The following is a 25805-nucleotide window of genomic DNA, read 5'->3' as shown; positions in this document are numbered from 1 at the left end:
CGCCCAATCGCATGCGGGCTGTCGCCCCCACGGTCCGCACGCGGACCGTGGGCCCCTTCTCACCATCACCCACACCCCCGCCGCTGCGCGGCCGCCCCCTGACTCAGGGGGCTGTCGTCTCGATACACTTTTTCGTTGCGTCGCTGCATTCCTCCGCAACGTGGCCCCCACCATGACGACCCTCCTGATTGCCGATGACCATCCGCTGTTCCGCGAAGCCCTTCGCGGTGCCGTGCAACGCGTCATCCCCGGCGTGCAGCTGTACGAAGCGGACAGCGTGGAAGCGCTGTACCAGCTGGCCGACCAGCACACCGACGCCGACCTGGTCCTGATGGACCTCAACATGCCCGGCGCACAGGGCTTCAACGCGCTCGTGCATATGCGCGCCCTGCACCCGCAGCTGCCGGTGGTGGTGGTGTCCGCCCGCGAGGAGCCGACCGTGATGCGCCGTGCGCTCGACCATGGCGCCTTCGGCTTCATCCCCAAATCCGCCGATTCGGACACGATCGGCCATGCGCTGGGCACCATCCTGGATGGCGAGACCTGGGCACCGCCGGAAGCGCACAACGTGCCCCAGACCGGGCGCGAGGAACGCGAGATCGGCCAGCGCCTGCGCGAGCTGACTCCACAGCAGTTCCGGGTGCTGCAGATGCTCGGCGCCGGCCGCCTCAACAAGCAGATCGCCTACGACCTCAACGTGTCCGAAGCAACGATCAAAGCCCACGTCACCGCGATCCTGCGCAAGCTCGGTGTCACCAACCGCACCCAGGCGGTGCTGATGGCCGGCAAGCTGGCCATCGATGACGAACAGATCGTGCTGCCGCCCGAAGAAGAGTAGGCGTTATAGCCGGAGCTATGAATTCCAGCGCTACCTGCGCAATTCGCCGCAAACGCTCCACGCCGCAGGCCCGGTGCTAAGCTTCGCGTCCCCTTGGGGAGTAGCCGGATTCCTGCTGAAGGAATCGCCCGTATCAACATACTCGGCCAGTGCGCCGTGGTGCGGGCAACCATCTTGGTTGGCGAGACCAGCGGTCCGCGTGCGCAACGACAGGTTGGGCGCGTCCGCGGTCCGTTGCTCGCTCTCGCCCGACCTGTCGCGTACCCCAATGTCCCCCATTTCGATCCTGCTGATCGGCTTTGCCATGTCCACCGATGCCTTCGCCGCGGCGATCGGCAAAGGCGCGGCCATGCGCAAACCGCGCTTTTCCGACGCCTTGCGCGCCGGCCTGATTATCGGTGTCATCGAAGGCATCACGCCGGTGATCGGCTGGCTGCTCGGCCGCGCTGCACTGGAGTATGTGGAGGCCTTCGATCACTGGATCGCGTTCGGCCTGCTCGGTGCGCTGGGCGTGCACATGATCATCAATGGCCTGCGCCCCGACGAGGGCGCCGAGGAAGAAGACACCAGCAAACACCACGGCTTCTGGCGCCTGGCGGTGACCGGTTTCGCCACCAGCATCGATGCAATGGCGGTCGGCATCGGCCTGGCCTTCCTCGACGTGCATATCGGCGTGATGGCGCTGGTCATCGGCCTGTGCACGCTCACCATGGTGACCTGCGGCATCATGCTCGGCCGCGTATTGGGCGGGATGGTCGGCAAGCGCGCGGAGATCGTCGGCGGCGTAATCCTGATCATCATCGGCTCCACCATCCTGTACGAACACCTCAGCGGCGCCGTGGCCTGATCGGCAGTCACGCCCGCCCCGCGGCTAGAGATCGCCGCGGGTGTCGTGGAAGGCGGCCAGGAACGCGCGCAGCGAGGCCGGCTTGATCGGCTTGGTCAGCAACCGGTAACCGCGGTCACGCGCCATCCGCTTGAGCTCATCGCGGCCGTCGGCGGTCAGCAGCGCACCGGGGATCGCGCGCCCGGCCTTCTGGCCCAGGGCCACCAGCGTGTCCAGCCCATCCAGGCGGTCATGCAGGTGGTAATCCACCAGCATCACATCCGGCCGTTCAACCACTTTCTCCAGTGCCTGGTCGACGGTGCTGGCGGTGATCACCTGCACCTGCCAACGCCCCAGCAACGCCCGCATGCCATCCAGGATCTCCTGGTCGTTGTCCACGCACAGCACGCGCATGCCCGCCAGGGAATCGGCGCGGGTGACCGGGCTCGGTGCCGGCGGTGCTTCTGCGGTTGGCAACGCCGGCGCCGCCACGAGGGGCAGCAGGATCGAGAACATGCTGCCACTGCCGACCCGGCTGCGGGCGTTGAGGCGGTGATCGAGCAGGCGCGAGATACGCTGGCAGATCGACAGGCCCAGCCCCAGGCCCTGCTCGCCCCAGTCGAACGGCTGCTGGTAGCGATGGAACTCATCGAAGATCTGCTGCATGTGGTGTTCGGGAATGCCCGGGCCGGTATCCCATACCTGCAGTTCCACTTCCGGCCCGCGATGGCGCACGGCCAGCACGATGCGGCCCTGGCGCGTGTAGCGCAGCGCATTGGCCAGGAAGTTCTGCAGCACGCGGCGCAGCAGGCGGCGATCGCTGCGTACCCAGGCCGGCCGCGCGAACAGATCCATGCGCAACCCACGGCCGGCCGCGACGGGCGAGTACTGCGCCGCCAGCTCGCGCATCAGCAGGCTGACGTCGAAGTCACCGATCACCGGATGCAGGCCACCGGCATCGAGACGGGAGACATCCAGCAGGCCATCCAGCAGTTCCTCGGCCGCACGCAACGAGGCATCCACGCGCTCGGCCAGATGCCGTTGCTCTTCGTTGTTGTGGTGACTCTCACGCAGCGCTGAAGCGAACAGGCGGGCAGCATTGAGCGGCTGCAGCACGTCGTGGCTGATCGCGGCCAGGAAGCGCGTCTTGGACTGCTGGGCCACCTCGGCTTCATGCGAACGCTCGGCCACGCGCTGTTCCAGCGTTTCGTTGGCTTCCAGCAGCGCGCGCTCGGCGTGCTTGTAGTCGGTGATGTCGTTGTAACTGGTGACGTAGCCACCGCCGGGCAGCGCCTGCCCGCGCATCTCGATCACCTTGCCGTCGCTGCGGGTGCGCTCGAAGATGTGCGGCGAGCCGGCGCGCATGTAGCCGATGCGGCGGTTGATCTGCAGCTCGATGTCGCCCTCGCCGAGCTCACCGCGCTCGGCGTTGTAGCGGATCAGGTCGGCGACCGGCCGGCCCACGTAGAGCATCCCGTCGGGGTACCCGAACATCTGCTGGTAGCGGCGGTTCCAGGCGGTCAGGCGCATGTCCGGATCGACCACGCTGACCCCCGCGCTGATGTTCTCCAGGGTGGTGGAGAGAATCTCGCGGTTGAAGCGCAGTTCCTGCCCTGCCTCGTCGAGCACCGCCACCACCTCGCCCAGGTCCATGCCCGAACCGCGCAGCAGACTGGTCAGCAGCAGGCGGGCCGACGCCGCGCCGATCGAGGCCGCCAGCAGCCGCTCGGTGAACTGCACCCAGGCACGGTCCGCCGGCGCGGAGGCCTGCAGCTCGCGGTCCATGGCCTGCGCCTGCTCGAAGAACGATCGACGGGCGTGGCGGTCGCCCACCACGCGCGAGGCCAGCGCCAGCAGATCACCGACATGCACGTTGCCCGGCCACGCACCGGCCACGGACGGGCGCTGCGCGTAGGGGTCCAGGAACGGCGCCGCACGCAGCCGTTCATCCACGCCCGGGCGCCAGCGCACCGAGACCAGCACCATCGCCGCGACATTGACCAGCAGCGACCAGAACGTGCCGTGGGTCAACGGATCCCAGCCGCTCATGCCGAACAGGTGCTGCGGCTGCAGCCAGCCGATCCCGAACGGGCCCTGCACCAGCCACGCCGACGACATCCAGCCGGCCTGGGTCAGCGCCGGCAACAGCAGCGTGTATACCCAGGTGCCGAAGCCGAGCAGCATGCCCACTTCCACGCCGCGGCGGCTGGCACCGCGCCAGTACAGCCCGCCGATCAGCCCCGGGGCGAACTGCGCGACCGCGGCGAAGGCCATCAGGCCGTAGGAGGCCAGGGTACTGTCGTTGCTGCTGCCGCGGTAATAGCTGTAGGCCACCAGCGCCAGCAGCAGGATGGCGGTGCGGCGGATCCACAACACGCGCGAAGCGACATCCGCCGCTTCTTGATGATCGCCACTGCGGCGCAGCAGGACCGGCATCACCAGATCGTTGCTGACCATGGTGGCCAGGGCGATGGAGGCCACGATCACCATGCCGGTCGCCGCCGAGAAGCCGCCGACATAGGCGACCAGCGCCAGGAACTTGCGGCCCTCGGCCAGCGGCAGGGCCAGCACCATGCTGTCGTCGGCGACGCTGCCACCGGTGCCGAACAGGGTGACGCCGGCGGTGGCGATCGGAATCACCATCGCTGAGATGATCACCAGGTACGCACCGAACATCCAGCGCGCGCGGCGGATGTCGCGCACGTCACCACATTCGACCACCGCCACATGGAACTGGCGCGGCAGGCAGATGATGGCCAGGAAACTCAGCAGCGTCTGGGAAATGAAGCCGACCGGTGGCAGGCCGGTGAACAGCGTATGCGCCGACTCGATCACCGCATCGGTGCGGTCGTTGAGCCACAGGTAGGCGAACAGGCCCAGCGCGACCATCGCGATCAGCTTGATCATCGATTCCAGCGCGATCGCCAGCATCATGCCGTGGTGGTGCTCGGTGGCATCCACCTGGCGGGTACCGAACAGCGTGGCGAACAGCGCCATCAGCAACGCCACGTACAGCGCGGGATCCGTGAAGAAGCCGGTCGGGCCCACGTTGCCGGTCAGCACCTGCAGGCTCATCGCGACGGCTTTGTACTGCAGGGCCAGGTACGGCACGATGCCGATCAGCGCGATCACCGCCACCAGTGCGGCCAGGCGGCGCGAGCGGCCGAACCGCGAGGAGATGAAATCGGCGATGGAGACCACGTTCTGGCTGCGTGCGATCAGCGCCAGGCGCTCGATGATCCGCCAGCCGAATACCCACAGCAGCAGGGGCCCCAGGTAGATCGGCAGGTAGCCGATGCCATTGCGCACCGCCGTGCCGACCGCACCGTAGAACGTCCATGAGGAGCAGTACACCGCCAGCGCCAGGCTGTAGACCACCGGGCGCAGCCACGGGCGATCCGGGTACATCGGGCGACGGTCGCCCCACCACGCCACGCCGAACAGCAGCGCGGCGTAGGCCACCGAGACCAGCAGCAGGATCCAGCTAGAAACCACAGGGTTGTTTCCGCGAGCGCAGCCCGCAGTGTAGCGGCTGGGCCACGCCCGTCGTGGTGCTCATGCCGTGGCCCGCTGGCGGGCGGGAAGCCGGATCCCGATCCGGGTCCCTGCCCCGGGTTTACTGTCCACCTCGACCTCGCCGCCCGCCGCGCGGACCAGGCTGGCGGTCACCGCCAACCCGAGCCCGGTGCCCTCACCCATCGGCTTGGTGGTGAAGAACGGTTCCAGGCAGTGGGCGCGGACCTCCGCATTCATGCCCTGGCCGGTATCGCTGACCCGGATCAACAACTCACCACTGGCGGGCAGGTCGATCAGGGTCAGATCGAACCGGCCGCCATCGGGCATGGCCTGCTCGGCATTCACCGCCAGGCTGAGCAGGATGGACTCCAGCTGCGCCGGATCGAAGTGGATCTGGCCGGTGGCGCCGTCGGTGGCGACGCGGCACTGCACGCGGTCGCCGAACACCTGCTGGAGCATCGGCTCCATGGCCATGACCGTGCCGGCCGCATCCAGCAGCTGGGGGCGCCCCGGGTCCAGCCGGCTGAAATCCAGCAGCCGCCGGCTGACGGTGGCGGCACGGCGGGTCGCCGACTGTGCGCCTTGCAGGGCCTCCTGCAGCGCCTCCTCACCGGTACTGCGGCGGGCCTTGGCGAGATATCCCTGGATCAGCGCCAGCACGTGATTGAAGTCATGCGCGATGCCACTGGCCAGGCGCCCGACGTTCTCCATCTTCATCGCGTGCACCAACTGCTCGCGCGAGCGCTCTTTCTCCTGGATCTCCAACTGCAGTTCATCGCGCTTGCCGGCCAGCTCGGCGCTGCGCTGCCGTGCCACCTGCAGGCTCTCGCGCAGCCCGGTCACGCTGTGGTGCAACAGCCAGGCTCCCAGCCACGTTCCGAACACAGCTATCGCCAGATCGTTCACCGCAAGCAGGACACGGTCCGGACGGAACATCAGGCTGGAGGCATCCACCCACGCCCCCGCCACCATCAACCCGCTCAACCAGGCGGTGGCCCACCCCAGTGGCCGCCGCCCCAGTACGGCGGAGACCAGCAGCACCGGCAGTATCACCACCAGCTGCAGCCGCGATTGTGCCGCCAGCCCCCAGTACGTGTAGGCCAGGGTCGCCAGCAGCAACTCGCCGATCACGAACACAGCGGCTGCCCGCAGCGTGCGACCTGCGTGGTGCTCCAGCAGGCAAACCAGGCACAGCAAGGCGTGAAGGCCGGCGATCAACGGCACCATCACATCCAGGCCGATGCCCATGCGCAGCGCTATCCAGACAGCCATGCACAGGTGGAACAGACCCACCATGTGCAGCAGCCCGCGCAGCATGGCATCGGTACGGCGCCCCAGCGAGGGGGATACGCCGGCGACGGGCACGTCGCGGGGAGAGGGAGGCGGAATGGGCATGTGTGGCAGAATACAGGCCGAAAGCGACAGCAGCCGGCCCCGAGGGGTCATCCAAATGCGTTGCCGCCTGCCTGCACTCGACCGGGAAGTCGTTGCTCCTATGCGTACGTTGTCGCTGGTCCGTCGCGGACTGTCCGCGCTTGTCTGCCTGTTCGCATTGGCCCCGTCCGCTGCGATGGCGCAGCGTTCCGCCGACACGGTGCCGCTGACCGCGCAGGTCGAACAGTGTCACGCCTTGTTGACCAGTGAGCCACGCCTGTCGCTGAGCATGGCGCGCAGCCTGCTGGCCACCCCCTCGCTGCCCGCCTCGATCGAGATCGGTGCGCTGGGCTGCCTGGGCATCGCGCTGCGCTCGCAGGGCCAGCTGGGCCAGACCCTCGATCTGCCTGACAGGCTGCAGGCCGCCGCTGCGCGCGCCGATGCGGGCAAGGAAGACAGGCTGCGGGCGCACTCCATGGCCGCACACCTGCTGCTCTGGCGTGGCGAGCACAGCCAGGCCCTGACGCTGACCAACACCTTCCTTGAAGACGCGGTGCGCGAGCGTGACGTGCAGGGCCAGATCGCCGCGCTGATGCAGATCGCCATGATCCGCGGCGATGCAATGGGTGATGCACAGGGGGCGCTGACGTATCTGCAGAAAGCCACGGTACTCAGCCAGCACATGCGCCGGCCGCCCAACCCGGGCGATCTCATCCTGTATTACAACTATGGCTACGCACTGCTGCGGATGCAGCGGCATGAGGAAGCCAACACGGCCTTCAGCCGGGCCGAGGCGATCGGCACGCGGCTGGGCGGGCAGGAGTTGTTCCTGTACCGCATCGCCAGCCATCGCGCTGAAGTCCAGCGTCTGCGCGGCCAGTTGGCCGACGCCGAGGCCCGGTTCCGCAGCGTGCTCAGCTGGCAGGCAAGGCAAGATCCCCAGGGCCACATCGTGACACTGCAGCGGCTTGCCCGGCTGACCATCGACCAGCACGGTGCCGAAGCCGCACGTCCGCTGGCCGAGCAGGCCCAGATGCAGGCCGAACGCGGTCAGTTCAACGATGAGATCCGCGGGGGCTTGGACCTGCTGGGCGACATCCATATCCTGCTGGGCCACCGCGAACAGGCCCTGGGCTACGCGCGCCAGGCACGGGCGATCGACAGCGCGCGCAGCAAGGGTGACATCCTCAACCAGTTGGCCAAGCTGCAGGCCACTGCCGAGCGCAGCATCGATCCGGCCGAGGTGAATGCGGTGCAGGATCTGGACCGCGTCCGTGTGCTTCGCAACGGCGCGCTGATCGCCCTGCTGGTGGTCGTCACGGTCGCCACGGTGCTCCTGTTGCGCATGCGGCGGCAGCGGCAGCGATTGGCGCTGCTGAGCAGTACCGACTGGGTGACCGGTACAGTCAACCGCCGTGAGGCCGAGCGGCTGCTGAGCCTGGAGTTGGCCAAGGCCGGAGGCGGGCAGCGCAGCGTGGTGATGCTGCTGGAACTGGACGCGTTCAAGGCGCTGAACGAGCAGCATGGCCAGGCAGCGGGGGATGCCGTGCTGCGTGCGGTGACCCGATGCCTGCGCCAGCACAGCGACCGCCATGATCGGATCGCCCGCTGGGCGGGCGGCACCTTCCTCGTGGTCCGTCACGATACCGCCGCCGCAGCGGCCCAGGCGCTGGCCAATCGCCTGCGCGCGGCGATCGAACGGCTGGTGGTGGATATCGGCCCGGGCCAGCACCTGACGCTCACCGCCACTCTCGGGGTGGCCCCCCTGCCGCTGTTCCCCACTGCACCGGCTACGCTGGAGGACAGCCTGCGCGCAGCCGATCGAGCGCTGCAGAGTGCCCGCCGCAGTGGCCACAATGCCTGGGCCATGCTCTGGGGCGAAGAAGCTGGCCGTGATGTGGATCTGTACAGCCTGCTGCACGACCCCGCACGGGCGATGGCCTGCGGCTGGGTGTCATTGGCCGGAAGCCGGCCGATGGCCTGGCTTCCGCCACGCCAGGAGCCTGCACGTCCCGCAGTGGATCAGGACGTGCAGACCGGCCGCGGACAGCGCTGATCGCGCAGGCGGATCAGCGCGTCACCTCGAACCGCACCTCCACCCGCCGGTTCGGCAACAGGCATTCCAGCAGCGCGGCCCGCGGGCGCACGCCATCGCATTGCTGCACCTGCTGGGTATCGCCCTTGTACTCATAGCGGATGCGGTCCGGATCGATACCCCGCCCGATCAGCAGCTCGCGCACCGTACGGGCACGCCGCTCGGACAACGCCTGGTTGGCATCGAAGCCACGCCCCTGCATGCGGTCGGCATGACCCACCAGGGTCACACCGTCCAGCTGCAGTGACTCATCGGCGATGCTGGCCAGCGCGCGGTCCACGCTTTCCAGCGAGTAGGTGCGGATGTCGCGGTACGCATCACGGTCGAACTCGAACAGCACATTGGCCACCAATGGCCCCGGCGCAGCGACGATGGCCGGGGCGACGTCGCACTGGCGGGCCAGCGCCTCGGCGTCATTGACCAGTTCCTCGGCGATCTGGATATACGGCTTGGAATGGCGCCACTGCTGCTGGTTGAACTCATTGCCGGCATGCACCAGCTCGACCTCACCACAGGCGACCTGCTGCTGCGCGCACACGAAGCCCGGCGCACCGTGCAGTACCCGCAGGCGCTGCCACAGGTCATCGCGCAGGTACTTGGCGTTGTTCACCAGCGGCGTATCGGTGGGCAGCGGCGAGACGCCCTGCTCCATGCCGATGATCAGCTTCTCCGATTCGGTCAGCGCCTGCTGCGGGAACGCACTGCGATCGTTGCGGCTGTACTCGTGGAAGGACACGTCCAGCCAGCACTGCGCCTTGGACAGGTGGTAGTCGCGGATCGGCCGCCCACCGTCATTGAGCGCTTGGATGCGGCCCTGGGTGGCCTCATAGGTGCCATGGTCGGCATGGATCGCCTCATCGGTGATGCGCTGCTGCTGCGGCACCAACTGCGCCTGCTGCGCGCCGGCGGGACCGGCCACGGCAGCCAGAAGGGCCGCGGCAAGCAGCGACGGAGCAATACGGTCAATCGGGGAAAGGGTCGTCATCAGGGCATCCTCAGCGTGCCGGGTCGCGGTAGCGGACGGGGTCCGGCCGGAAAAGGTCTTCATCGAACTTGAAGCGCAGGCGCAGGAACACGCCCTGCTGGGTGTACTCGTAACCGTTCAGGTCACGATCGCCGGCGAAGCCGCTCCAGTTGTAGCCGGCCGACAGCCACAGGTTCTGCCGCAGCAGGCGGCCGACCTCCATGCCGTAGGCGTACTGGTTGGCACCGCTCTGCCCACGGAAGGTGGAGCCCAGCACGCCGATATCCCAGTTCTCGGTGATGTCGTACACCACGCGGCCGGAGAACAGCATCGCGCGGAAGCGGCTGTTGACCCGTGCACTATCGGTGTAGGCGAACTGGTCCTGTTGCCACTTGCCGGCCACGCGGCCGGTGAACCACCACGGTCGCGACGGGTGCCAGTCGGCATGCGCCGAGACGATATGCGCGCGGGTGCGTACGTCCTGGCTGCTGCCATCAATGGTGTTGCCGTCGGACAGGGTCAGGCCGCTTTCATCGCGCTCCAGCTTGTACTCGTAGCGGGCCAGCGCGTTGATCCGGTTGCGGTCGGTATCGCGGTAGGCCACGCCGAGCTGGAAACGATCCTGCAGCACATCGCCGCGGGCCTCGTAGCGGGTGCTGAGCAGATAGTTGCGCGCCAGCAGTGTCCAGTCACGGCTGAGCTTGCGGGCGAGCATGAACTGCAGCAGCGTGGTGTTGAACGCCTCGTTGGCCTCGGTATCGGGCACGTCTTCGGAGATGCGGTGCTCGGCACGGATCGCCCCGCGCCACAGCGGGTTGGCGCTGTAATCCAGCGCCAGTGCCAGGCCGGTGCTGTCCCCGGTGCTGCCGTCGATCACCTTGACGTGCTCGGCCGAGCTGGCCAGGCGCAGGCCTTCGCGGATGTCCCAGTTGTTGCGGATACCCGAGGCGGCCTGCACATCGCGGCCGCTGATCGAGTCACGCAGGCGGTACTCGCTGAAGGTCTGGGTATCGCGCAGGTAGCTGCTGTCGATACCGAACACCAGCGCATCGGCTTCACGGTCGGTGGTGGTGATGCCGTAGGCGCTGGTCAGGCCGGTCTGCTTCTCATACCGGCCATACACGCGGCTGCGTTCGAACACCTGGTAATCCAGGCCGGCCGCCAGCCGCTTGCGGTCCTCGCCGCTGACGCTGTGCTCCACTTCCGCACCCGCGCTGAGGCGATCGCTCAGGCGGTAGCCCAGGCCGAACCGGGCACTGTCCGATTCCAGCTCGGTGCCGACCGGCAGGTCGCTGGTGATCGGGCTGCCACTGCTGCTGCCGTTGATGACCATCAGGCCGGTCAGCGGATCCAGCGCCTGCTGGCCGTAGCCCAGTGCGCCGCCACCGGATCCGGTCGCAAACCCACCGGTGAGACCGCCAGCATTGCCGAACGGCACCCCGGACGACCACGGCGAGGTCACGCCGATGGTCTCGCGGATGCTGCGCACGCCCAGGTCCACGGTCAGCCGTTCGGTAGCACCGATGCGTACACCGGCACCGCCGGCATCGCGCTTGCCGCCATCGGGGTTGCGGTCCTCGCTGCGCAGGCCTTCCACATACAGTTCCAGCCGCGGGCCCACCCGGTATGCCAACCGCGCGTTGTACTCGCCACGGCCACCGTACAGCGGCGCCGCCGGGTTGTTGAAGGCCGGATCGGTACGTGCGGCGAATACGCGGGCGTCGAGCTTGTCGGCGCTGTGCGCGAACTCCACCCGCCAGGCATCGCCCTCGACCTCCCCGGTGATGTCCTTCAGGCCCTGCGAGGCGATCTGGTTGATCGAGTTGGTGTTGACCTCGCTGCGGGTGCGCGCGAACTCGGCCACCAGCAGCGTGTTGGCGCCGAACCGGTAGCTCGCGTTCGCGCTGCCCATCTTGAACGCGGCATAGGGATTGCGGTCATCGACCGCCGCCGCGCCGACCTCGAGCTGCTCGGTGAGTTTGACCTGCGCATCGGCGCCGACCACCCAGAACTTCTCGGTGCCCTGGTCCAGCTCATAGGTGATGCGCAGCGACACCGGATTGAGATCGCTGTCGAAGGCCGGCAGGAACTGATTGAGCAGGATGCGGCCGGAGAACGGTTCGAAGCTGTAATCGACCAACCGCGCGAGCGAGCGCACCGAGGTGATGCGGGTGGGCTGGTTGCGATCGCGCACGATCACCTCCACCCGCTCGCTGCCTTCCAGCACGGCGTTGTTGCGCAGCGCATACGGGCCACTGCCCTGGCTGCGGAACTCCTCGATCACCTGGCGCAGCGAATCCTGCATCGCAAACACGTTGCTGCGCACGCGCTCGCTTTCGAAATGCCAGCCCAGGCCGGTAGCGGTGCGGTTGTAGGTGCCCAGGCTGCGCTGCGGGATCGCACCACTGCCGCCGATACCGGTTGCGGTGGCCAGCGTATCGCCGGTCTGGAAGTCGCCGTACAGCAGGTAGCTGCGCTGGTTGTCGATGCGCACGTAAAGACGCTCGGCCGAACGCGCATCGAAGCCGCGCAGCGAGGAATCCCCGTAGACCGGGTAGAACTCTTCAGGCTGGATATCGCGCAGCAGGCGACCACGGGTGTCCTTGTCCGAGTCGTAGGCGGCGGTGAGCAGGTACTCGCCCTTGATCCGGCCCTTGACGAAGAACGCGGTGCGCGCGGCGGCGTTGGCCTTGCCGTTGTTGAACTGGCGTTCCCAGCGGCGGATGTCACGGTCGAAGGCATCGTGATGCTCTACCGGCGAGATCAGGCCGGCGTTGCTGCGCCGGCGGAAGTTGACCACGCCTTCGATCAGACCGGTGGCCAGCAGCTCACGCATTTCCGGCAGGAACCCGATCGTGCCCTGCGCCGTCTCGGCGCCGGCAGTGATGCGCAGCACCACGTCCTGCGGCTCATGCGGGGCAAGCAGGTCGAATTCGGCCACGCCATCGACCACCTGCAGCTGGATGCCCGGAGTGACCTTGTCGGCGTCCAGCGCGCCCGGACCGAGTTCATCGGTGCGCGAGCCGGGCAGGCGGATGCGGCCACCACTGGTCTCGATCGTGGCATAGGTGGTGCCGGCCAGCGCGCGGCCGGCGGCGTCCAGCAGCTGCACACGCACATGCACGGCGCTCTGGCCATCGGCCGGTACGCCATCACGGTCCAACTCGACCAGGATCCGGTCGAGCGTGCCCGGCACCGCGCTGTCCAGCGCGCGCGGGGCAGCATCGGTACTGGCCGGGCTGCGCGGGTACAAGGTGCTGGCATCGCCCAGCACCGGCGTGAAGCGGCCGGGGCTGCCGACGCTCTGCGCCATGGCCGGCACGGCAGCCAGGGCGCAGGCGAGCAGGCTCAGGCGCGGCAGGCGGGACAACGTCGCGACGCGGCTCATGGCTGGCCCTCCGTCGAAGCGCCGGCAGCGGGCGGATGGGCTCTGGGTTGCACGATCGGTCTCTGGTTGGCCGAGTCGGTCGCCTGTTGCGGCGCCCGCGCGGGTTTGCTGTCGAAACGCAGCGGCGGCTGCCCGGTCTCGGTCTCCGGCGCACGCACCTCACCCTGGGTACGGCGGGCCTTGACCTGCTCCAGCACCGGGTTGGCACAGCTGCCTTCGATGAAGTCAGCACGGTGCAGCTCACCGTTCTTGAGGTCCAGGAACAGGCTGTCGGCATCGCCCAGGTTGCGGTTGCTGCTGGTGGTCAGGCGCGCGCCGAGCGGCAACGTGCTGGCATCCACCTTCAGCGTGTGGCTCTGCGGCGGCAGGCCGCAGTAGCTGTACTTGCCCTCCGAATCGCTGATCACCCAGGTGCCGTCGGAGAAGTACAGCCGCACGCCGGGGATGCCCAGTTCTTCGCGGTCCTGCACGTGGTTGTTGTTGCAGTCCACGAACACCTTGCCGAGCACGCAGGCCTGGTCGGTGAATACACCGCCGGTGACGCGCACGCGGTACTCGGCACGGTTGGACGGCAGTGCACCCGGCAGCGGCGTGAGGCTGCCGGTGTCGATGCAGCCGCCACTGAAGGCACAGCCGAACGCCTGTGCGCGGTTGATGCCATCGCCCTGCTGCGCGCCCACGCCGACCCGCACGCGGTAGGTCAGCACGATCTGGCCACCGACCGTGATCGGGCCGACATCAAAGCCCAGCAGCGGGCCCGGCTTGCCGGACGGATCGGTGACGGCGCGGCCATCGGCACGCGCGGTGCCGTCGATGTAGGTGAAGCCGCGCGGCAGGCGATCGATCACGTTGACCGTGCGCAGCGCGCTGCCTGCGGTCTGGCGGATGGTGATCGTGTACTGCACGGTGTCGCCGATCTCCGCGGTCTGGCGGTCACCGTTCTTGCTGATCGCCAGGCCGGTCGCTACCGCGGTGTCCAGCGGCAGGTGGTTGTTGATGATGGCCGCGGTGTCCGAGCCGGCGAACAGGCCGAGGTAGTACTGCGTCGCCATGCCGACCGCACCGGTCGGTGCCAGACGATTCGGCTGCACCAAGTGGTTGGCACCGGCGCTGCCGGCCGGCGACAGCGAGCCGCCCTGCGGTGGGATCAGCGACGAGACGAACTGATAGCTGCCCGGCGGCGTCACGGTGAGCTGGAATTCGCAGCGGGCCGGCGCGGCCGGGCCGAAGGCGAACTGGTAGAAGCCCTCGCTGCCCACCGTCATCGAGATCGCGCTGCCTTCCAGGCGATAGCCGCCGCTGCCGGCATTGAGCACCGAGGTGCGCGGGTCGTAGCCGGCACACAGGCCGACCGGCGCCAGGGTCACGATCGAGCCCGGCACCGGGTCGCGGGTGGTGGCGTCGTAGACCACGCCCGACGGATCCACTGGCAGGCTCTGCTGCGGCAGGTGCTGGCCCGGGCGGAGCACGACTTCCAGCTGGCTGACGCCGTTCTCGTTGATCCGGCAGGCGCTGACCCCGGCGCGCGCGATGGCGGCCGGTGCGTCGCAGGCTTCCTGGATCCCGGCCACGGTTTCGCGGGTGACCGGATTCGGCCACAGGATGTTGGAGGTCGGATCGCGGAAGCGGATGTTCCAGGTCACGCCCGGCACCACGTCGCCGAAGCGGTAGCTGCCGTCGGCACCGGTCGTGGTGGTCTTCACCACCTGGCCGCTGGCCGGGTCGACCAGCTCGACGACCCACGATGGCAGGCGCTTGTCGCCGCCGTCCAGCAGCTGGTCATCGCTGCCGATGTCGTACCACACCGTACCGCCGACCGAGGCGGCCAGCTGGACGGCATTGGGCACGCGGCAGGCGTTGAACTGGATCGTTTCCACGCACTCGGGCAGTTGGGTCACATCGCCCTCGAACGCGCCGCGCTCGGCCGGGGTCGGTGCGCGGAATTCATTCTCGCCACCGCCTTCGACCAGCACCGCATTGTTCACGGTACCCGCTTCCGCGGCGGCAGCACCGACCAGCACCTGCACCTCGATGGTGTCCACCGAGGTGGCGCCGGCGGCCAGCACCTGCTGGCTGCGGCAATCGAAGCGGGTGTCGCCCACTGCGCCGGTGCAGACCCAACCGGTCCCGCTCGGCGCCGCCGCCAGGGTCAGCCCCTGCGGCAGCCGGTCGTGCACGGTGTATTCGCCGCGCGACGACTGCTGCCCGCCATTGCGCACCCGGAGGGTGTACGTGGCGATGTTGTTGACGGTGAAGCGTGCGCTGCCCGCGGTCTTGGTGACCAGCATGTCCGGCGAATCGCCGATCTCACCGAAATTGTTGTCGATCGAGTCCCCGCCCAGCGGCAACACGATCTGGCTGACCGCCGAGGGCACCGTGTCGCGGCCGGTGGCCACGCCGGTGACGACACCGTCCACGGCGCCGGCACTGCTGATGCCGTTGAGGGTCTGCGGCGGCTGGGTCGGCTCGGTCACCGTATAGGTGCCCGGACGCAGCTCGTCGAAGCGATAGCGGCCTTCGGCATCGGTGGTAAGCGTGATCGAGACCGCCTGGCCCAGATCATCGGTGCCGGTCAGCACCACGGTGACGTTGGCGATGCCGCCCTCACCTGCGTCGACCACGCCGTTGTCGTTGCTGTCGTTGTAGACCCGGCCGGCGATGCTGCCGGTCGGGATCTCACCGAAGTTGTTGTTCACCGACTGCTGGTTCACGCCCAGCACCACGCCGGTGATCTTCGACGGCGTGCTGCCCGGCGCGGTCACGCTGCCACCGGTGCTGCCGGCCACGGTACGGCCGTCACGGGTGCCCGCCGGCTGGTCCGGCTCGGTGACCGTGTAGGTGCCCGGCGGCAGGTCGCTGAAGCTGTAGTTGCCCTCGGCATCGGTCACGGTGTCGCGGGTGATCGGATTGCCCACCAGGTCGGTGCCGGTCAGGGTGATGGTGACGTTGGCCAGACCGGTTTCGCCGGGGTCGACCACGCCATCGTTGTTGCGGTCGATCCAGACCTTGCCGCTGATGCCGCTGTTGAGCGGAATCTCACCGAACAGGTTGTCCACCGAGGCGATGCCCGGAGTGGACAGATCGATCGTGCTGATGCGGCTGGGCACGGTGGTCACCGGCGTGGCGGTGCCACTGCTGACACCGTCGACGGTGCCCGCGGTGGTGATGCCGTTGCTGGTGCCGGTCGGCTGCTGCGGTTCGGTCAGGGTGTACGTGCCCGGGCGCAGATCGGCGAAGGCGAAACGGCCATCGGCGTCGGTCTGCACGCTGCGCGTGACGCTGGCGCCGGTGTCGTCGGTGCCGATCAGCTCGATGGTGACGCCTTCGATGCCGGTTTCGGCGGCGCCGCTCTGCGCACCATTGTTGTCGGCGTCGAAGAACACCGTGCCGGAGATCGACACCGGCAGCACTTCACCGAAATTGTTGTTGATGGAGGCCTTGCCTGCCGGCAGCACGACCGCGCTGATCGCACTGGGTACGCTCGCCACCGGGGTGGCGGTGCCGACCGCGGTGCCGTCGATGGTCCCGGTGGCCGTAATGCCATTGATCGTGGCGACACCGTTGAACACCGGCTGCGCAGCCTGCTGGGTCACCGTATAGGTGCCCGCCAGCAGGTCGTCGAAGCGGTAGCGCCCGTCGGCATCGGTCGCGACCGCCGCGACCGGCTGGCCCAGCACATCCACGGTGCCGCCCGGCAGCTGCACCTGCACGTTGGGCAGGCCCGGTTCGCCGGCGTCCTGCACGCCGTTGTTGTTGCGGTCCAGGTAGACGGTGCCGGAGAGCGCGGCAGCGCGCTCGCCGAAGTCATTGCCCGTGGAGCCGGTCACGGGCAGGTTGGTGATCGTGATCAGGTTGCCCGGGGTTTGGCGACCCTCGGCCAAGCCGGTCGGCTGGGTCTCGGTGATGCGGTAATCCTGGCCGGCCACGGCGCCGGGATAGCTGTAATGGCCATCGGCATTGGTCACCAGCGTTTCGGTGGTGTCGTCAGCGGTGCCGAACACACCGTCCGGGCCTGCACCCACGATGATCACCTGCACGCCGGGGATGCCGACGTCGCCGGCGTTGTTGTCGCCGTCATCGTTGCGGTCCAGGTAGACCGTGCCGCTGATCGGGGCGTTGGCCAGCTCACCGAACAGGTAGCCGGTAGCGTCCTGTCCGGGGTTGATGGCGATGCCGGAGATCACGTTGGGCACGGCGGTGCTGCCCGGCGTGGCGGCGTTGCCGGCGGTGTGCTTGCCGTCCAGGTAGGTGGCCGGCTGGGTTTCCGTCAGCGTGTAGCCGGTGCCCGCCTGGGCCGGCAGCAGATCGCTGAAGCGGTAGGCGCCATCGGCATCGGTGGTCGCGGTCAGGGTGACCGGATTGCCGAGCACATCGGTACCGGTGAGCGTCACGATCACGTTGGCGATCGGGTTCTCGCCGCTGTCGCGGAGGCCGTTGTTGTTGCCGGCGGCCACGTTGGAGAAATCTTCGTAGACCGAGCCGGCGATCGAGCCGAGCTTCTCACCGAAGTCATTGCCGCTGGAACCGGTCAACGGCAGCGCGGTGATGTCGATCTGGTTGCTCGGGTTCTCGGCCGCATCGGCGTAGCCCTGCGGCTGCGTTTCAGTGATGCGGTAGTGCTGCCCCACGACCAGGTTGTCGAAGGTGTAACGGCCCTGTGCATCGGTCTGCACGGTGACCGGCGGCAGATCGTCGGCGGTGCCATAGAGGCCGTCCGGGCCTGCGCCGGTCAGGGTGATGGTGACGTCCAGCAGGCCACCATTGGGCTGCGAGCCGCGGCCGCCGGCGTCACCGGCGTCGAAGTCGCCATTGCCGTTGCGGTCCAGGTAGACGTGGCCGGAGATGGACGTGATCGCGTCTTCGCCGAAGTTGAACGCGGTACCGTCGTCGCCACTGGACAGATCGATGCCGACAATGCGGTCCGTCGTGGGCGCATCGCCGCTCGCGCCGGTGGTCACCGTACAACTCGTGCAGGCGACGCCGCCGATCAGGCCGGGATTGATCGCGCTGGGGCGGTTGCGATAGCTGCCATCCGGCAGCACTTCGCGCAGCGTATAGACCTGCAGCGGGTCCAGCCCGATGAAGCTGTAGCTGCCGTCATTGCCGGTGGTGCGGGTGTCCAGCACGGTGCCGGAAGCATCGAGCAGCTCGATGGTGGCGTTGGCGATCGGCGCATCACCGGCATCGCGCACATTGCTGTAGTTGCTGTCCACGTAGACGATCCCGGACAACGACGGGCGACGCACTTCGGGGAAGTTGTAGCGCACGGCATCCACGCCCGCGCCCAGCGCGATCGTGGTGTAGACCGAATCGGCGCTGGTGACCGGCGTTACCGCGGCGAAGACACCACCAGCCGACGGCGCCTGCGCGCCCGTTGACGGCGGCGCAACCGGACCGTTGACGTAGGCGGTCGGCTGGCTCTGGGTCAGGGTGTAACCGGCGGTACCGGCCGGGGCCAGGTTCTCGAAGCGGTAGGCACCCTGCGCGTCGGTGGTGGCATCCAGCGAAACAACATTGCCGTACGCGTCTTCACCACTGAGGTGCACGGTGACGCCGGAGATCAGCGGCTCACCACTCTGCAGCGTGCCACCGTTGGCACCGTCGCGGTCGCGGTCCTGGAATACCACGCCGGCCAGCGAGGAACGCACCACGGTGTGGGTGGTGGTGTCCTCGTTGTTGCCCGGCTCCGGATCGAGCTGGTCGCTGGTGGCCTTGGCGGTATTGAGGCCATTGCCGTTGGCCGGAAGCGTGGTCCAGCGCGCGGGAATCAGCACGCGCACCTGCCCGTCCAGGGCCAGGTCGCCCATGCGGCAGGTGACGGTGCGGCCCACCAGCAGGCAGTTGCCGAGGCCGGTGGTCTGCACGCCCGGGTCCGCAGTGGCGCCGCGCTTCTGCCAGGTGATCGCAGCCGCGCCGCCGAGCACTTCCAGCCCTTCGGGCAGGGTATCGGTGACGACCACGCCATCGCCGTTGAGCGGGTTGGTACCGCTGCGATCGCGCGAGAGGCTGTGCCCGGGGCCGTGATTGATCACGTCCAGCACGAACCAGAACGGCTGGTGCAGGCTGACGGTGCCCGCCGCCGCCGGCAAGGCCTGGGCGGGGTCGGCATTCGGGGCAAGCACCACGCTGGACTTCTTCATTTCCAGGTCCGCGCGGGTGCGGATGCTGGTTTCCTGGGTGGCGGTGTTGTTGCTGGTGTCGCTCTCTGCTTCAGAGGACCGTGCGGTGACCGAGTTCTTCAGCGTTTCGCCGGTCGCCGGCGGTGCGGTCATGTACTGGTAGACCAGATACAGATAGCTGGTCTGGTTGGCGGTGATGACGCCTTGGTCGGCCGTGGGGACACCGGCGCTGGGCATGGTGCAGGAAATGGTCTGCGGCCCGGTGCTGGGATTGGTGCTGCCAGCAGCCACCGAGCAGCGGGAGCCGACCGGCTCCAGAGCACCCTGCGGACCGGCGATGTTGCCGGTTTTGCTGCCGACCAGGCTCACGCTGGCGCCGGGCGGCGGGCTGATGGTGTCATCGATCATCGTATGCGTGGCCAGCGAGGGCCCCGCGTTGCGCACGCTGATCTGGTAGTAGATGTAGTTGTTGGTTTCCATCCCGGTGCGGGAGTCGAAGCCCAGCGGGTCCACCGCGCCGATGAAGTTCTGGTCGATCTTGTTGACAATCAGATCCACGCGACCGGCGTCGAAGGGCAAGGTGGCGTCCTTGGTGTCGTCGTCGGTGCGGCTGTTGTAATCGTAGGTACGGCCATTGGCATCGGTGCCGCTGGACGGGTCCGGCGTCCCATCGTCATTGAGGTCGAAATGGAAGCCACCGGTGTTGGTGAACTGGCGTCCGGTATTGCCACTGTTGACGTTCGGGCGGATCTCCACCGTCATCGTTTCCGTGGAGTTGTTGGCCATGTCCTTGGGCGTGCAGGTCAGGCGCAGCGTGGCCGGTGCGCCACCGGTGTTGAACCAGGAGGTGCCGCCGGGCGCCGGTGCGGAGCTGACCGACGGGTCGGTCGTGGTGACCTTGCACGCCTTTTCCGCTGCGTCCGAACCGGTGCGCAGGGCGGAAAGCAGCACGAAGCCGGCATCGTTGGCAGGCAGCGTGAACAGGTCGCTGAAGACCACACCGCGTGCCGTCGATGGCCCCATGTTCTGGTAGGTGATGCGATAGATCGTGTTGACGCCGGCGCGCCCGGGAGTACCCGAGGTGATGTCCTTGCGGGTGGTGGCGACATTGGCCACCGCATCGATCTGGACCCAGTCCGAGGCGGTGTTGTTGCTCTGGTCGATCTCGCCGAGCGCGCCGGGGATGGCCGGATTGATACGGACACCGGCCGTATTGCAGAAGCGACCCGGCAGCAGCGGCTGACCGCCGCACGTGCCGGCCGGCTGGTTCTGACTGTCGAACAGGCCGCGGTTGACGGTAAAGCCTACGACCGCGGTCTCGTTGCGGCCCAGCACCGTGGTACCCGCATCGCACACCCACGCGCTGCCAATCAGGCGGCAGGTCCAGCCTGCCGGCGTGGCGTCCGCAGTCACCGTGGTGATCCCGTTGACGAAGCCCGGGATCGGATCGTTCACCACCACGCCAGTCGTGGCTGCGCCGCCGTTGCGGATGGTCAGCGTGTAGCTCACCGAGGCGTCGCTGTTGCGGATGATGTTGTCGGCCTCGCCCGTCGCGTTGGTCTGCTTGGTGATCGACAGGTCGGCACGGTCGTCGGTGGCACGGCTCTCGCCACCGGCGCAGTCATTGGTGTCGTTCGGGTCGCGATCGATGCCGCCGGCGGTACCCGGCTCGAGCGAGCCGCCGCTGCCACCGGTGCAGGCGTCGTTGCGCAGCGCCCCGGCGGTGCGCGCCAGGGTCTGCAGCGCCAGTGCGGGCGCGTTGGCATTGACAGCCACCGGGTAGCCGGTGGCCAGGGTGCAGGTCACCGTTTGTGCCCGACCGACGGCCCAGACACGATCGACGCTGCAGCTCCACCGCCCCACGACCACCGAGGTGCCGGGCAGGATCGGCTGCCCGCTGGCATCCACCCACTCCTCGCCGGGTGCCAGCGTATCGACCACCTGCAGATTGCTGGTCACCGTGCGCGGCCCCAGGTTCTGCACGCCCAACGTGGACGTCATCATGCTGTCGCTGCGCACGCCGGTGCCGTTCCACACCGGCACCAGCAGCGGGGCCTTGGACTTGCTCATGCGCAGGTCGGCGCCATCGGGAATGACGGTCAGGCCAACGGTGCCACTGTTGTTGCCCGGCACCGGGTCCGGCGTGGCCGCACGGATCTCTGCCGTATTGCTGACCACCCCACTGCTGTTGGTACCGGTCGAGGGCACCTGCGCGGTGATGGTGATGATCGCCTGCGCACCCGGCGCGAAGCTGCCGGCCAAGGTGCAGGTGCGTACGCTCGCTCCGGCATTGCTGATGCAGGTCCAGCCGGCCGGCGCCACGCCACCAGTGATCACGAATCCTTCCGGCATCGCGTCGGTCACCACTACGCCGGTGGCCGCACTCGGGCCATCGTTGCGCGCGGTCAGGGTATAGGTCACCACCGAACCGGCTGCCGCCGGGGCCGGCGAGACCGACTTGGACATCGCCAGGTCGGCACCGGCGGTGACCGCGGTGGTCACCTGCGCGGCATTGTTGTCCGGCACCGCATCGGGTACCGAGCCGGCATTGACCACGGCGGCATTGACGATGTTGCCGGTGCCGACGTTGACCTTGCCGCGGAACTGATAGCTCGCGCTCGCGCCCACGGCCAGGGTGCCGTTGTAGGTGCCGTCCTGCGCACTGAAGCTCCAGTCCGCACCGCTGGGCGTACCGACCAGCGTGACGTTGGGTGGCAGCGTGTCCACCACCCGGAAGCCGGTGGTGGTGCTGGGACCGTTGTTCTTGACGGTGAGGGTGTAAGTGATTTCGCCGCCACCGATCACCGGGTCGGGCGTGGCGGACTTGCTCAGCGCCAGATCGGCCGCTGCCTGGATGGTCGTGGTCTGGTTGGAGATGTTGTTGCCGGTATTGGTGTCACCGGCAAAGAAGGGGTCATTGCCCGGCAGCGTCACGATCGGCGTGGTCGCCGGCGGCAGTGCGGCGGCGAAGCCGATCGCTGCATGCAGGCTGATCGTGGCCGGCTGGGTCTGCAGCGTGGTGACCGGCAGCTTGAACTGGTACGGCGCGCCGGACGCGGTCAAGGTGGGGTTGGTGCACACCACGCGGGTCGTGCCGGCACTGCCGGGCGAGGCGCTGCAACCGGCCGGTGCCGGGCTGCCCAACGCCGTGCCGACCGGCAGGTCGATGATCGTGACGCTGCCGGCCGCGGTGTCGTTGGCACCGTTTTCGACCTTGATGTTGTAGATCACCGTGGTGCCCGCCGGTACCGGGTCGTAACCGGTATCGGAGAAATCGGTGATCTGCAGATCGATCGCCAGGGCAGACAGCGGCAGGACCAGCAACAGGGTCGCCAGGGTGGCGCGCCACCAGCCCAGGCGGGCGGATGTGTCTGCGCGCTCGAACGGCGTCACCGCCGCGCAGATGGCTGCGCGATCGCTATGGCTGGACATGCGTTGTTCCCCTGTTCCGGTCTCTGCTGCTTTCAGAGGGAACGCACTGCGCTCCCGTGACGTGATGCGACCTGACCGTGCACGACTGTCGCCATTGGCACGCTCAGGCGGGGCGCATTGTGGTGGTGCAGCATCGGCAAGTCAGTGCCGCCCGCTCACGCTGGCTCACACTTGCTCACACGGGGAAACGCCGGGTCAGGCGGTCAGCAGGTAACCCTGTCCACGCAGGGCGCGCATCGGCAGTTCCGCGCCGGTGGCCGCACGCACGCGCGCGCGCAGGCGATGCACCAGCACGTCCAGCCGATGCGGGTCGAAGTCCCAAGGGGTATCGGTGATGCGTTCGATCAGCCGCTCGCGGGTGATCGGCTCACCCGCCGCGTCGAACAACAGTTGGAGTGCAGCACGCTCCATGGCGGTCAAGGCGAGCGTCTGCTGCGTGGGCGACTGCAGCGTCCAGCCATCGGCAGAGAGCTGCCAGGCCCGCTGCACCTCCGTGACGGTCTGCACAGCCGGGCGCCCTGCGGACAAGCGACGACGCAGGCTGAGCAGCCCGGCGGCCAGCACGTCCAGGTCCAGCGGTTTCACCAGGTACACATCGGCCCCCTGGGTCAGGCCATGCGCCATGTCGTGCGGACTGCCACGCCCGGTCAACATCACGATGCCGATATCGGCGGCCTGACGCAGGTGGCTGGCCACCGTATACCCGTCTTCGCCGGGCAGGCCGACATCGAGCACGACGATATCGCAGCGATCATGCAACAGCGCGCGGTAGAGCGCCTCTGCACTGCCCAGGCCCCGCACCGCGGCACCGCGCCACTGCAGGTCATCGAGCATCAGGGCCAGCAGTTCCGGGTCGTCCTCGACCACCCAGACGGTCAAACCGACCAGTTCCTTGTGTGCCGCTGGCAGCTGCGCGCCGCCGCGGTTGTCCTGGTCTGCCGTCACGTGACCGCTGCCTCCCTTCACCGGCCTGCAGTCTAGCTGCCGCCCGGAAACGAGCCAAATGCGATAGCGCCCGCACCCCGATCGACGGATGCCAACGCTTGGAAACGGCTGTTGCCGGTCACGGCCGTGGATCGTGACCGGCCCTGTCCTTTACTCGGCCGGAACGCCCATTTCCTTCAGCAGCTCCGGCGCCGGGTAAACCTTGGCCAGCAGCCAGCGCAGGTAGCGCATGTCCACGTGCACCGCGCGCTTGAAGCGCGGGTCGAACCACCAGCTGGCGCTGACCGACTCCCAGTTGCTGTCGAAGTTCAGGCCGATCAGCTCGCCCTTGGCGTTGAGCACCGGCGAGCCGGAGTTGCCACCGGTGGTGTCCAGGTTGGTCAGGAAGTTGACCGTCTGGGTCTTCAGCACCGGATCGGCGGTGGAACCGAAATCACCCTTGGCGATCGCGTCCAGCAGCGGCTTGGGTGCATCGAACGGATAAGCGTTGGTGTTTTTCTCGACGATGCCGGCCACGGTGGTCACCGGGTCGAAATGCACGGCATCACGCGGCGACAGTGCCTCGACCTTGCCGTAGCTGATGCGCAGCGTGCGGTTCGCATCCGGGTAGACCGCGCGGCCCTGCTTGGCACGCCAGGCGAACAGCGCCTGCATGTACGCCGGGCGCAGACGCAGCTGCTCGCCTTCGCGGGTCTTGCGCTCGTCATCCAGGCGCAGTTGCGCGGCGACCAGCGGGCCAGCCAGATCGATCAAAGGATCGCGTGCGAGCGCCTTGCCCTCTTTCGCCGCAGCAAAGCGCGACAGGCGCTCGGTTTCCTCGCCCAGGTGCGTGTTGGCGTACAGCGTGTCCAAGGTCTTGGCGAGCGCGGCCGGGGTGCGGCCGAAGGCAGCGTCGAACGCGGGCACGCGCTGCGCGTCGGGCAACTGCTGGTAGCGGGTCAGCAGCGTGGTCAGCAGGGCTTTTTCGATGGCCGGATCGTAGCGGCGCTGGACCTGCTTGAGCACGCCCTCGATCAAGGCCAGATCGCGCTGCTGGTAGCCCGTGTCACGCTCGGCATCGGGCTTGGCCGATTCGATGCGCAGGCGCTCCAGGGTCAGCGCCGAGCGCAGCAGCTGGCTCTGCGCCGCGAGCAGATCCAGCAGCAGATCGCGCTCGCCCACCGAGGCGCCGCTGGACAGCGAGCTCAGCAGGGACTGGATGTCGCCCCGGTACTTCGCGTCGGTGGCCTGCAGCATCGCTGCCTCATCGGCGGCACGCTGCGCCTTGGCATCGCTGCGCAGCAGGCCTTCCAGCTCACCGGCGGCGCGCTTGCGGTTGTTCTTCAGCGACTGCAGCTGCGAGGCGTAGCGGGTGCGTGCCTGCGCGTCCTTTGCACTGGCCGCTTCGATGGTGTCGATCATCTGCTGGAACACCGCCACGCGGCGCGGCAGCACGGCATCGATCTGGCTGGCGAATTCCGCGGCGGTGCGATGGCGGTAGGTGATGCCCGGATAGCCGGCCAGCATGGCGTAATCGCCGGTCTTCGGGCCGTCGATCGCCATCTTCAGGTGCGCTGGCGGGTGGTACGGCACGTTGTCCACGCTGTACGGCGCGGGCTTGCCGTCCTTGCCCACGTAGGCACGCAGCAGGGTGAAATCGCCGGTGTGGCGCGGCCACATGAAATTGTCGATCTCATCGCCGTAATTGCCGATCGCGCGCGGCGGCGCGTAGACCAGGCGCACATCGCTCAGCTCAAGCTGGCGGATGCGATAGAAATCGGTGCCGTAGTACATGTCCGCCACGCTGCAGCGGATGTTGCCTTCCTTCTCGCAGTCAGCCACCAGCTGCTTGCTGGCGCGGTCCACCGCATCGAAGTACGCTCGCCCGGTCTTGCCGCGCGCATCGCGCAGCACTTCATCGGTGACCTTGTCGAACCCGACCGTGACCAGCACGCGGAAATCGGGGTTGGCCGCGCGCTCATCGCTGCGGCCGGTGGCGATGAAGCCCTCGTTGATCAGGTTGTGCTCGGGCGAGGTGTTGTACTGGATCACGCCCATGGCCACATGGTGGTTGGTCAGCAGCAGGCCGTCGTCGGAGACGAACGAACCGGTGCCACCACCGGCACGCACGACCGCACTCAGCGGCGGCGCGGTGACGTTGGCCAGGTCGCCCGGGTTGCCCTTGAAGCCGGCCGCCTTCAGCGGTTTGGCCAGGTCCGGCAGCTGGGTCGGCATCCACATGCCTTCGTCGGCATGGGCGCCGGCGGCGAGGGTCAGGCCAAGCGCCAGCGCGGCGGTGAGGGGTTTGCGTGAAGACATGGGCACATCC

At 68.0% G+C, this 25805-nt stretch carries 10 protein-coding genes; 3 read left to right on the top strand and 7 right to left on the bottom strand.

Going from position 1 to position 25805, the window contains the following annotated elements; genetic code table 11:
* Positions 1-172 precede the first annotated feature (172 nt).
* Both QMX81_RS08665 and QMX81_RS08660 read left to right on the top strand, forming a co-directional pair.
* Positions 173-838, top strand: coding sequence for a response regulator transcription factor (locus QMX81_RS08665; RefSeq protein WP_121040978.1), 666 nt, complete (start codon positions 173-175; stop codon positions 836-838).
* Positions 839-1106: 268 nt separating this feature from the next.
* Positions 1107-1685, top strand: a complete 579-nt coding sequence (locus tag QMX81_RS08660) for a manganese efflux pump MntP family protein (RefSeq protein WP_282260613.1) — start codon at positions 1107-1109, stop codon at positions 1683-1685.
* A 24-nt stretch (positions 1686-1709) separates the two neighbouring features.
* Here the strand turns inward: QMX81_RS08660 and QMX81_RS08655 are convergent, their stop codons facing one another.
* Positions 1710-5159 (bottom strand): PAS domain-containing hybrid sensor histidine kinase/response regulator, encoded by a 3450-nt coding sequence (locus tag QMX81_RS08655; RefSeq protein WP_121040982.1) that lies wholly within the window; start codon positions 5157-5159, stop codon positions 1710-1712.
* 60 nt (positions 5160-5219) lie between these two features.
* Positions 5220-6575 (bottom strand): ATP-binding protein, encoded by a 1356-nt coding sequence (locus tag QMX81_RS08650; protein WP_282260610.1) that lies wholly within the window; start codon positions 6573-6575, stop codon positions 5220-5222.
* Positions 6576-6675: 100 nt separating this feature from the next.
* On the opposite strand from QMX81_RS08650, the gene QMX81_RS08645 reads away from it, so the two are divergent.
* On the top strand, positions 6676-8610 hold the full coding sequence (locus QMX81_RS08645) for a GGDEF domain-containing protein (protein WP_282260608.1): 1935 nt from the start codon (positions 6676-6678) through the stop codon (positions 8608-8610).
* A gap of 13 nt (positions 8611-8623) precedes the next feature.
* Here QMX81_RS08645 and QMX81_RS08640 read toward each other — a convergent pair whose 3' ends face one another.
* The 5 genes from QMX81_RS08640 to QMX81_RS08620 all read right to left on the bottom strand — a co-directional run bounded on the left by QMX81_RS08640 (position 8624) and on the right by QMX81_RS08620 (position 25795).
* Positions 8624-9634, bottom strand: a complete 1011-nt coding sequence (locus QMX81_RS08640; protein ID WP_183073730.1) for an OmpA family protein — start codon at positions 9632-9634, stop codon at positions 8624-8626.
* A gap of 10 nt (positions 9635-9644) precedes the next feature.
* Complete coding sequence (locus QMX81_RS08635; RefSeq protein ID WP_282260604.1) at positions 9645-13001, bottom strand: hypothetical protein; 3357 nt, start codon at positions 12999-13001, stop codon at positions 9645-9647.
* A complete protein-coding gene (locus QMX81_RS08630) occupies positions 12998-22552 on the bottom strand; it encodes an SdrD B-like domain-containing protein (RefSeq protein WP_282260603.1) in 9555 nt (3184 codons plus the stop codon). Before QMX81_RS08630 ends, QMX81_RS08635 begins: the two co-directional genes overlap by 4 nt.
* 195 nt (positions 22553-22747) lie before the next feature.
* On the bottom strand, positions 22748-23497 hold the full coding sequence (locus QMX81_RS08625; RefSeq protein ID WP_282260601.1) for a response regulator transcription factor: 750 nt from the start codon (positions 23495-23497) through the stop codon (positions 22748-22750).
* A 150-nt stretch (positions 23498-23647) separates the two neighbouring features.
* The gene (locus QMX81_RS08620) at positions 23648-25795 is read right to left on the bottom strand and encodes a S46 family peptidase (RefSeq protein ID WP_282260599.1); all 2148 of its coding nucleotides are present in this window, start codon (positions 25793-25795) and stop codon (positions 23648-23650) included.
* Between the last annotated feature and the right edge of the window lie 10 nt (positions 25796-25805).

It is taken from the genome of Stenotrophomonas sp. PS02301 (genome assembly GCF_029959485.1).
Taxonomy (GTDB): domain Bacteria; phylum Pseudomonadota; class Gammaproteobacteria; order Xanthomonadales; family Xanthomonadaceae; genus Stenotrophomonas; species Stenotrophomonas maltophilia_Z.
The sequence above is the reverse complement of the archived record's forward strand: the minus strand, read 5'-3'. Positions and strand labels throughout refer to the sequence as shown.

Coding starts and splice junctions, on each gene's coding strand:
- QMX81_RS08665 (WP_121040978.1), top strand. CDS start 173: ATGACGACCCTCCTGATTGCCGATGACCATCCGCTGTTCCGCGAAGCC.
- QMX81_RS08660 (WP_282260613.1), top strand. CDS start 1,107: ATGTCCCCCATTTCGATCCTGCTGATCGGCTTTGCCATGTCCACCGAT.
- QMX81_RS08650 (WP_282260610.1), bottom strand. CDS start 6,575: ATGCCCATTCCGCCTCCCTCTCCCCGCGACGTGCCCGTCGCCGGCGTA.
- QMX81_RS08645 (WP_282260608.1), top strand. CDS start 6,676: ATGCGTACGTTGTCGCTGGTCCGTCGCGGACTGTCCGCGCTTGTCTGC.
- QMX81_RS08640 (WP_183073730.1), bottom strand. CDS start 9,634: ATGACGACCCTTTCCCCGATTGACCGTATTGCTCCGTCGCTGCTTGCC.
- QMX81_RS08635 (WP_282260604.1), bottom strand. CDS start 13,001: ATGAGCCGCGTCGCGACGTTGTCCCGCCTGCCGCGCCTGAGCCTGCTC.
- QMX81_RS08630 (WP_282260603.1), bottom strand. CDS start 22,552: ATGTCCAGCCATAGCGATCGCGCAGCCATCTGCGCGGCGGTGACGCCG.
- QMX81_RS08620 (WP_282260599.1), bottom strand. CDS start 25,795: ATGTCTTCACGCAAACCCCTCACCGCCGCGCTGGCGCTTGGCCTGACC.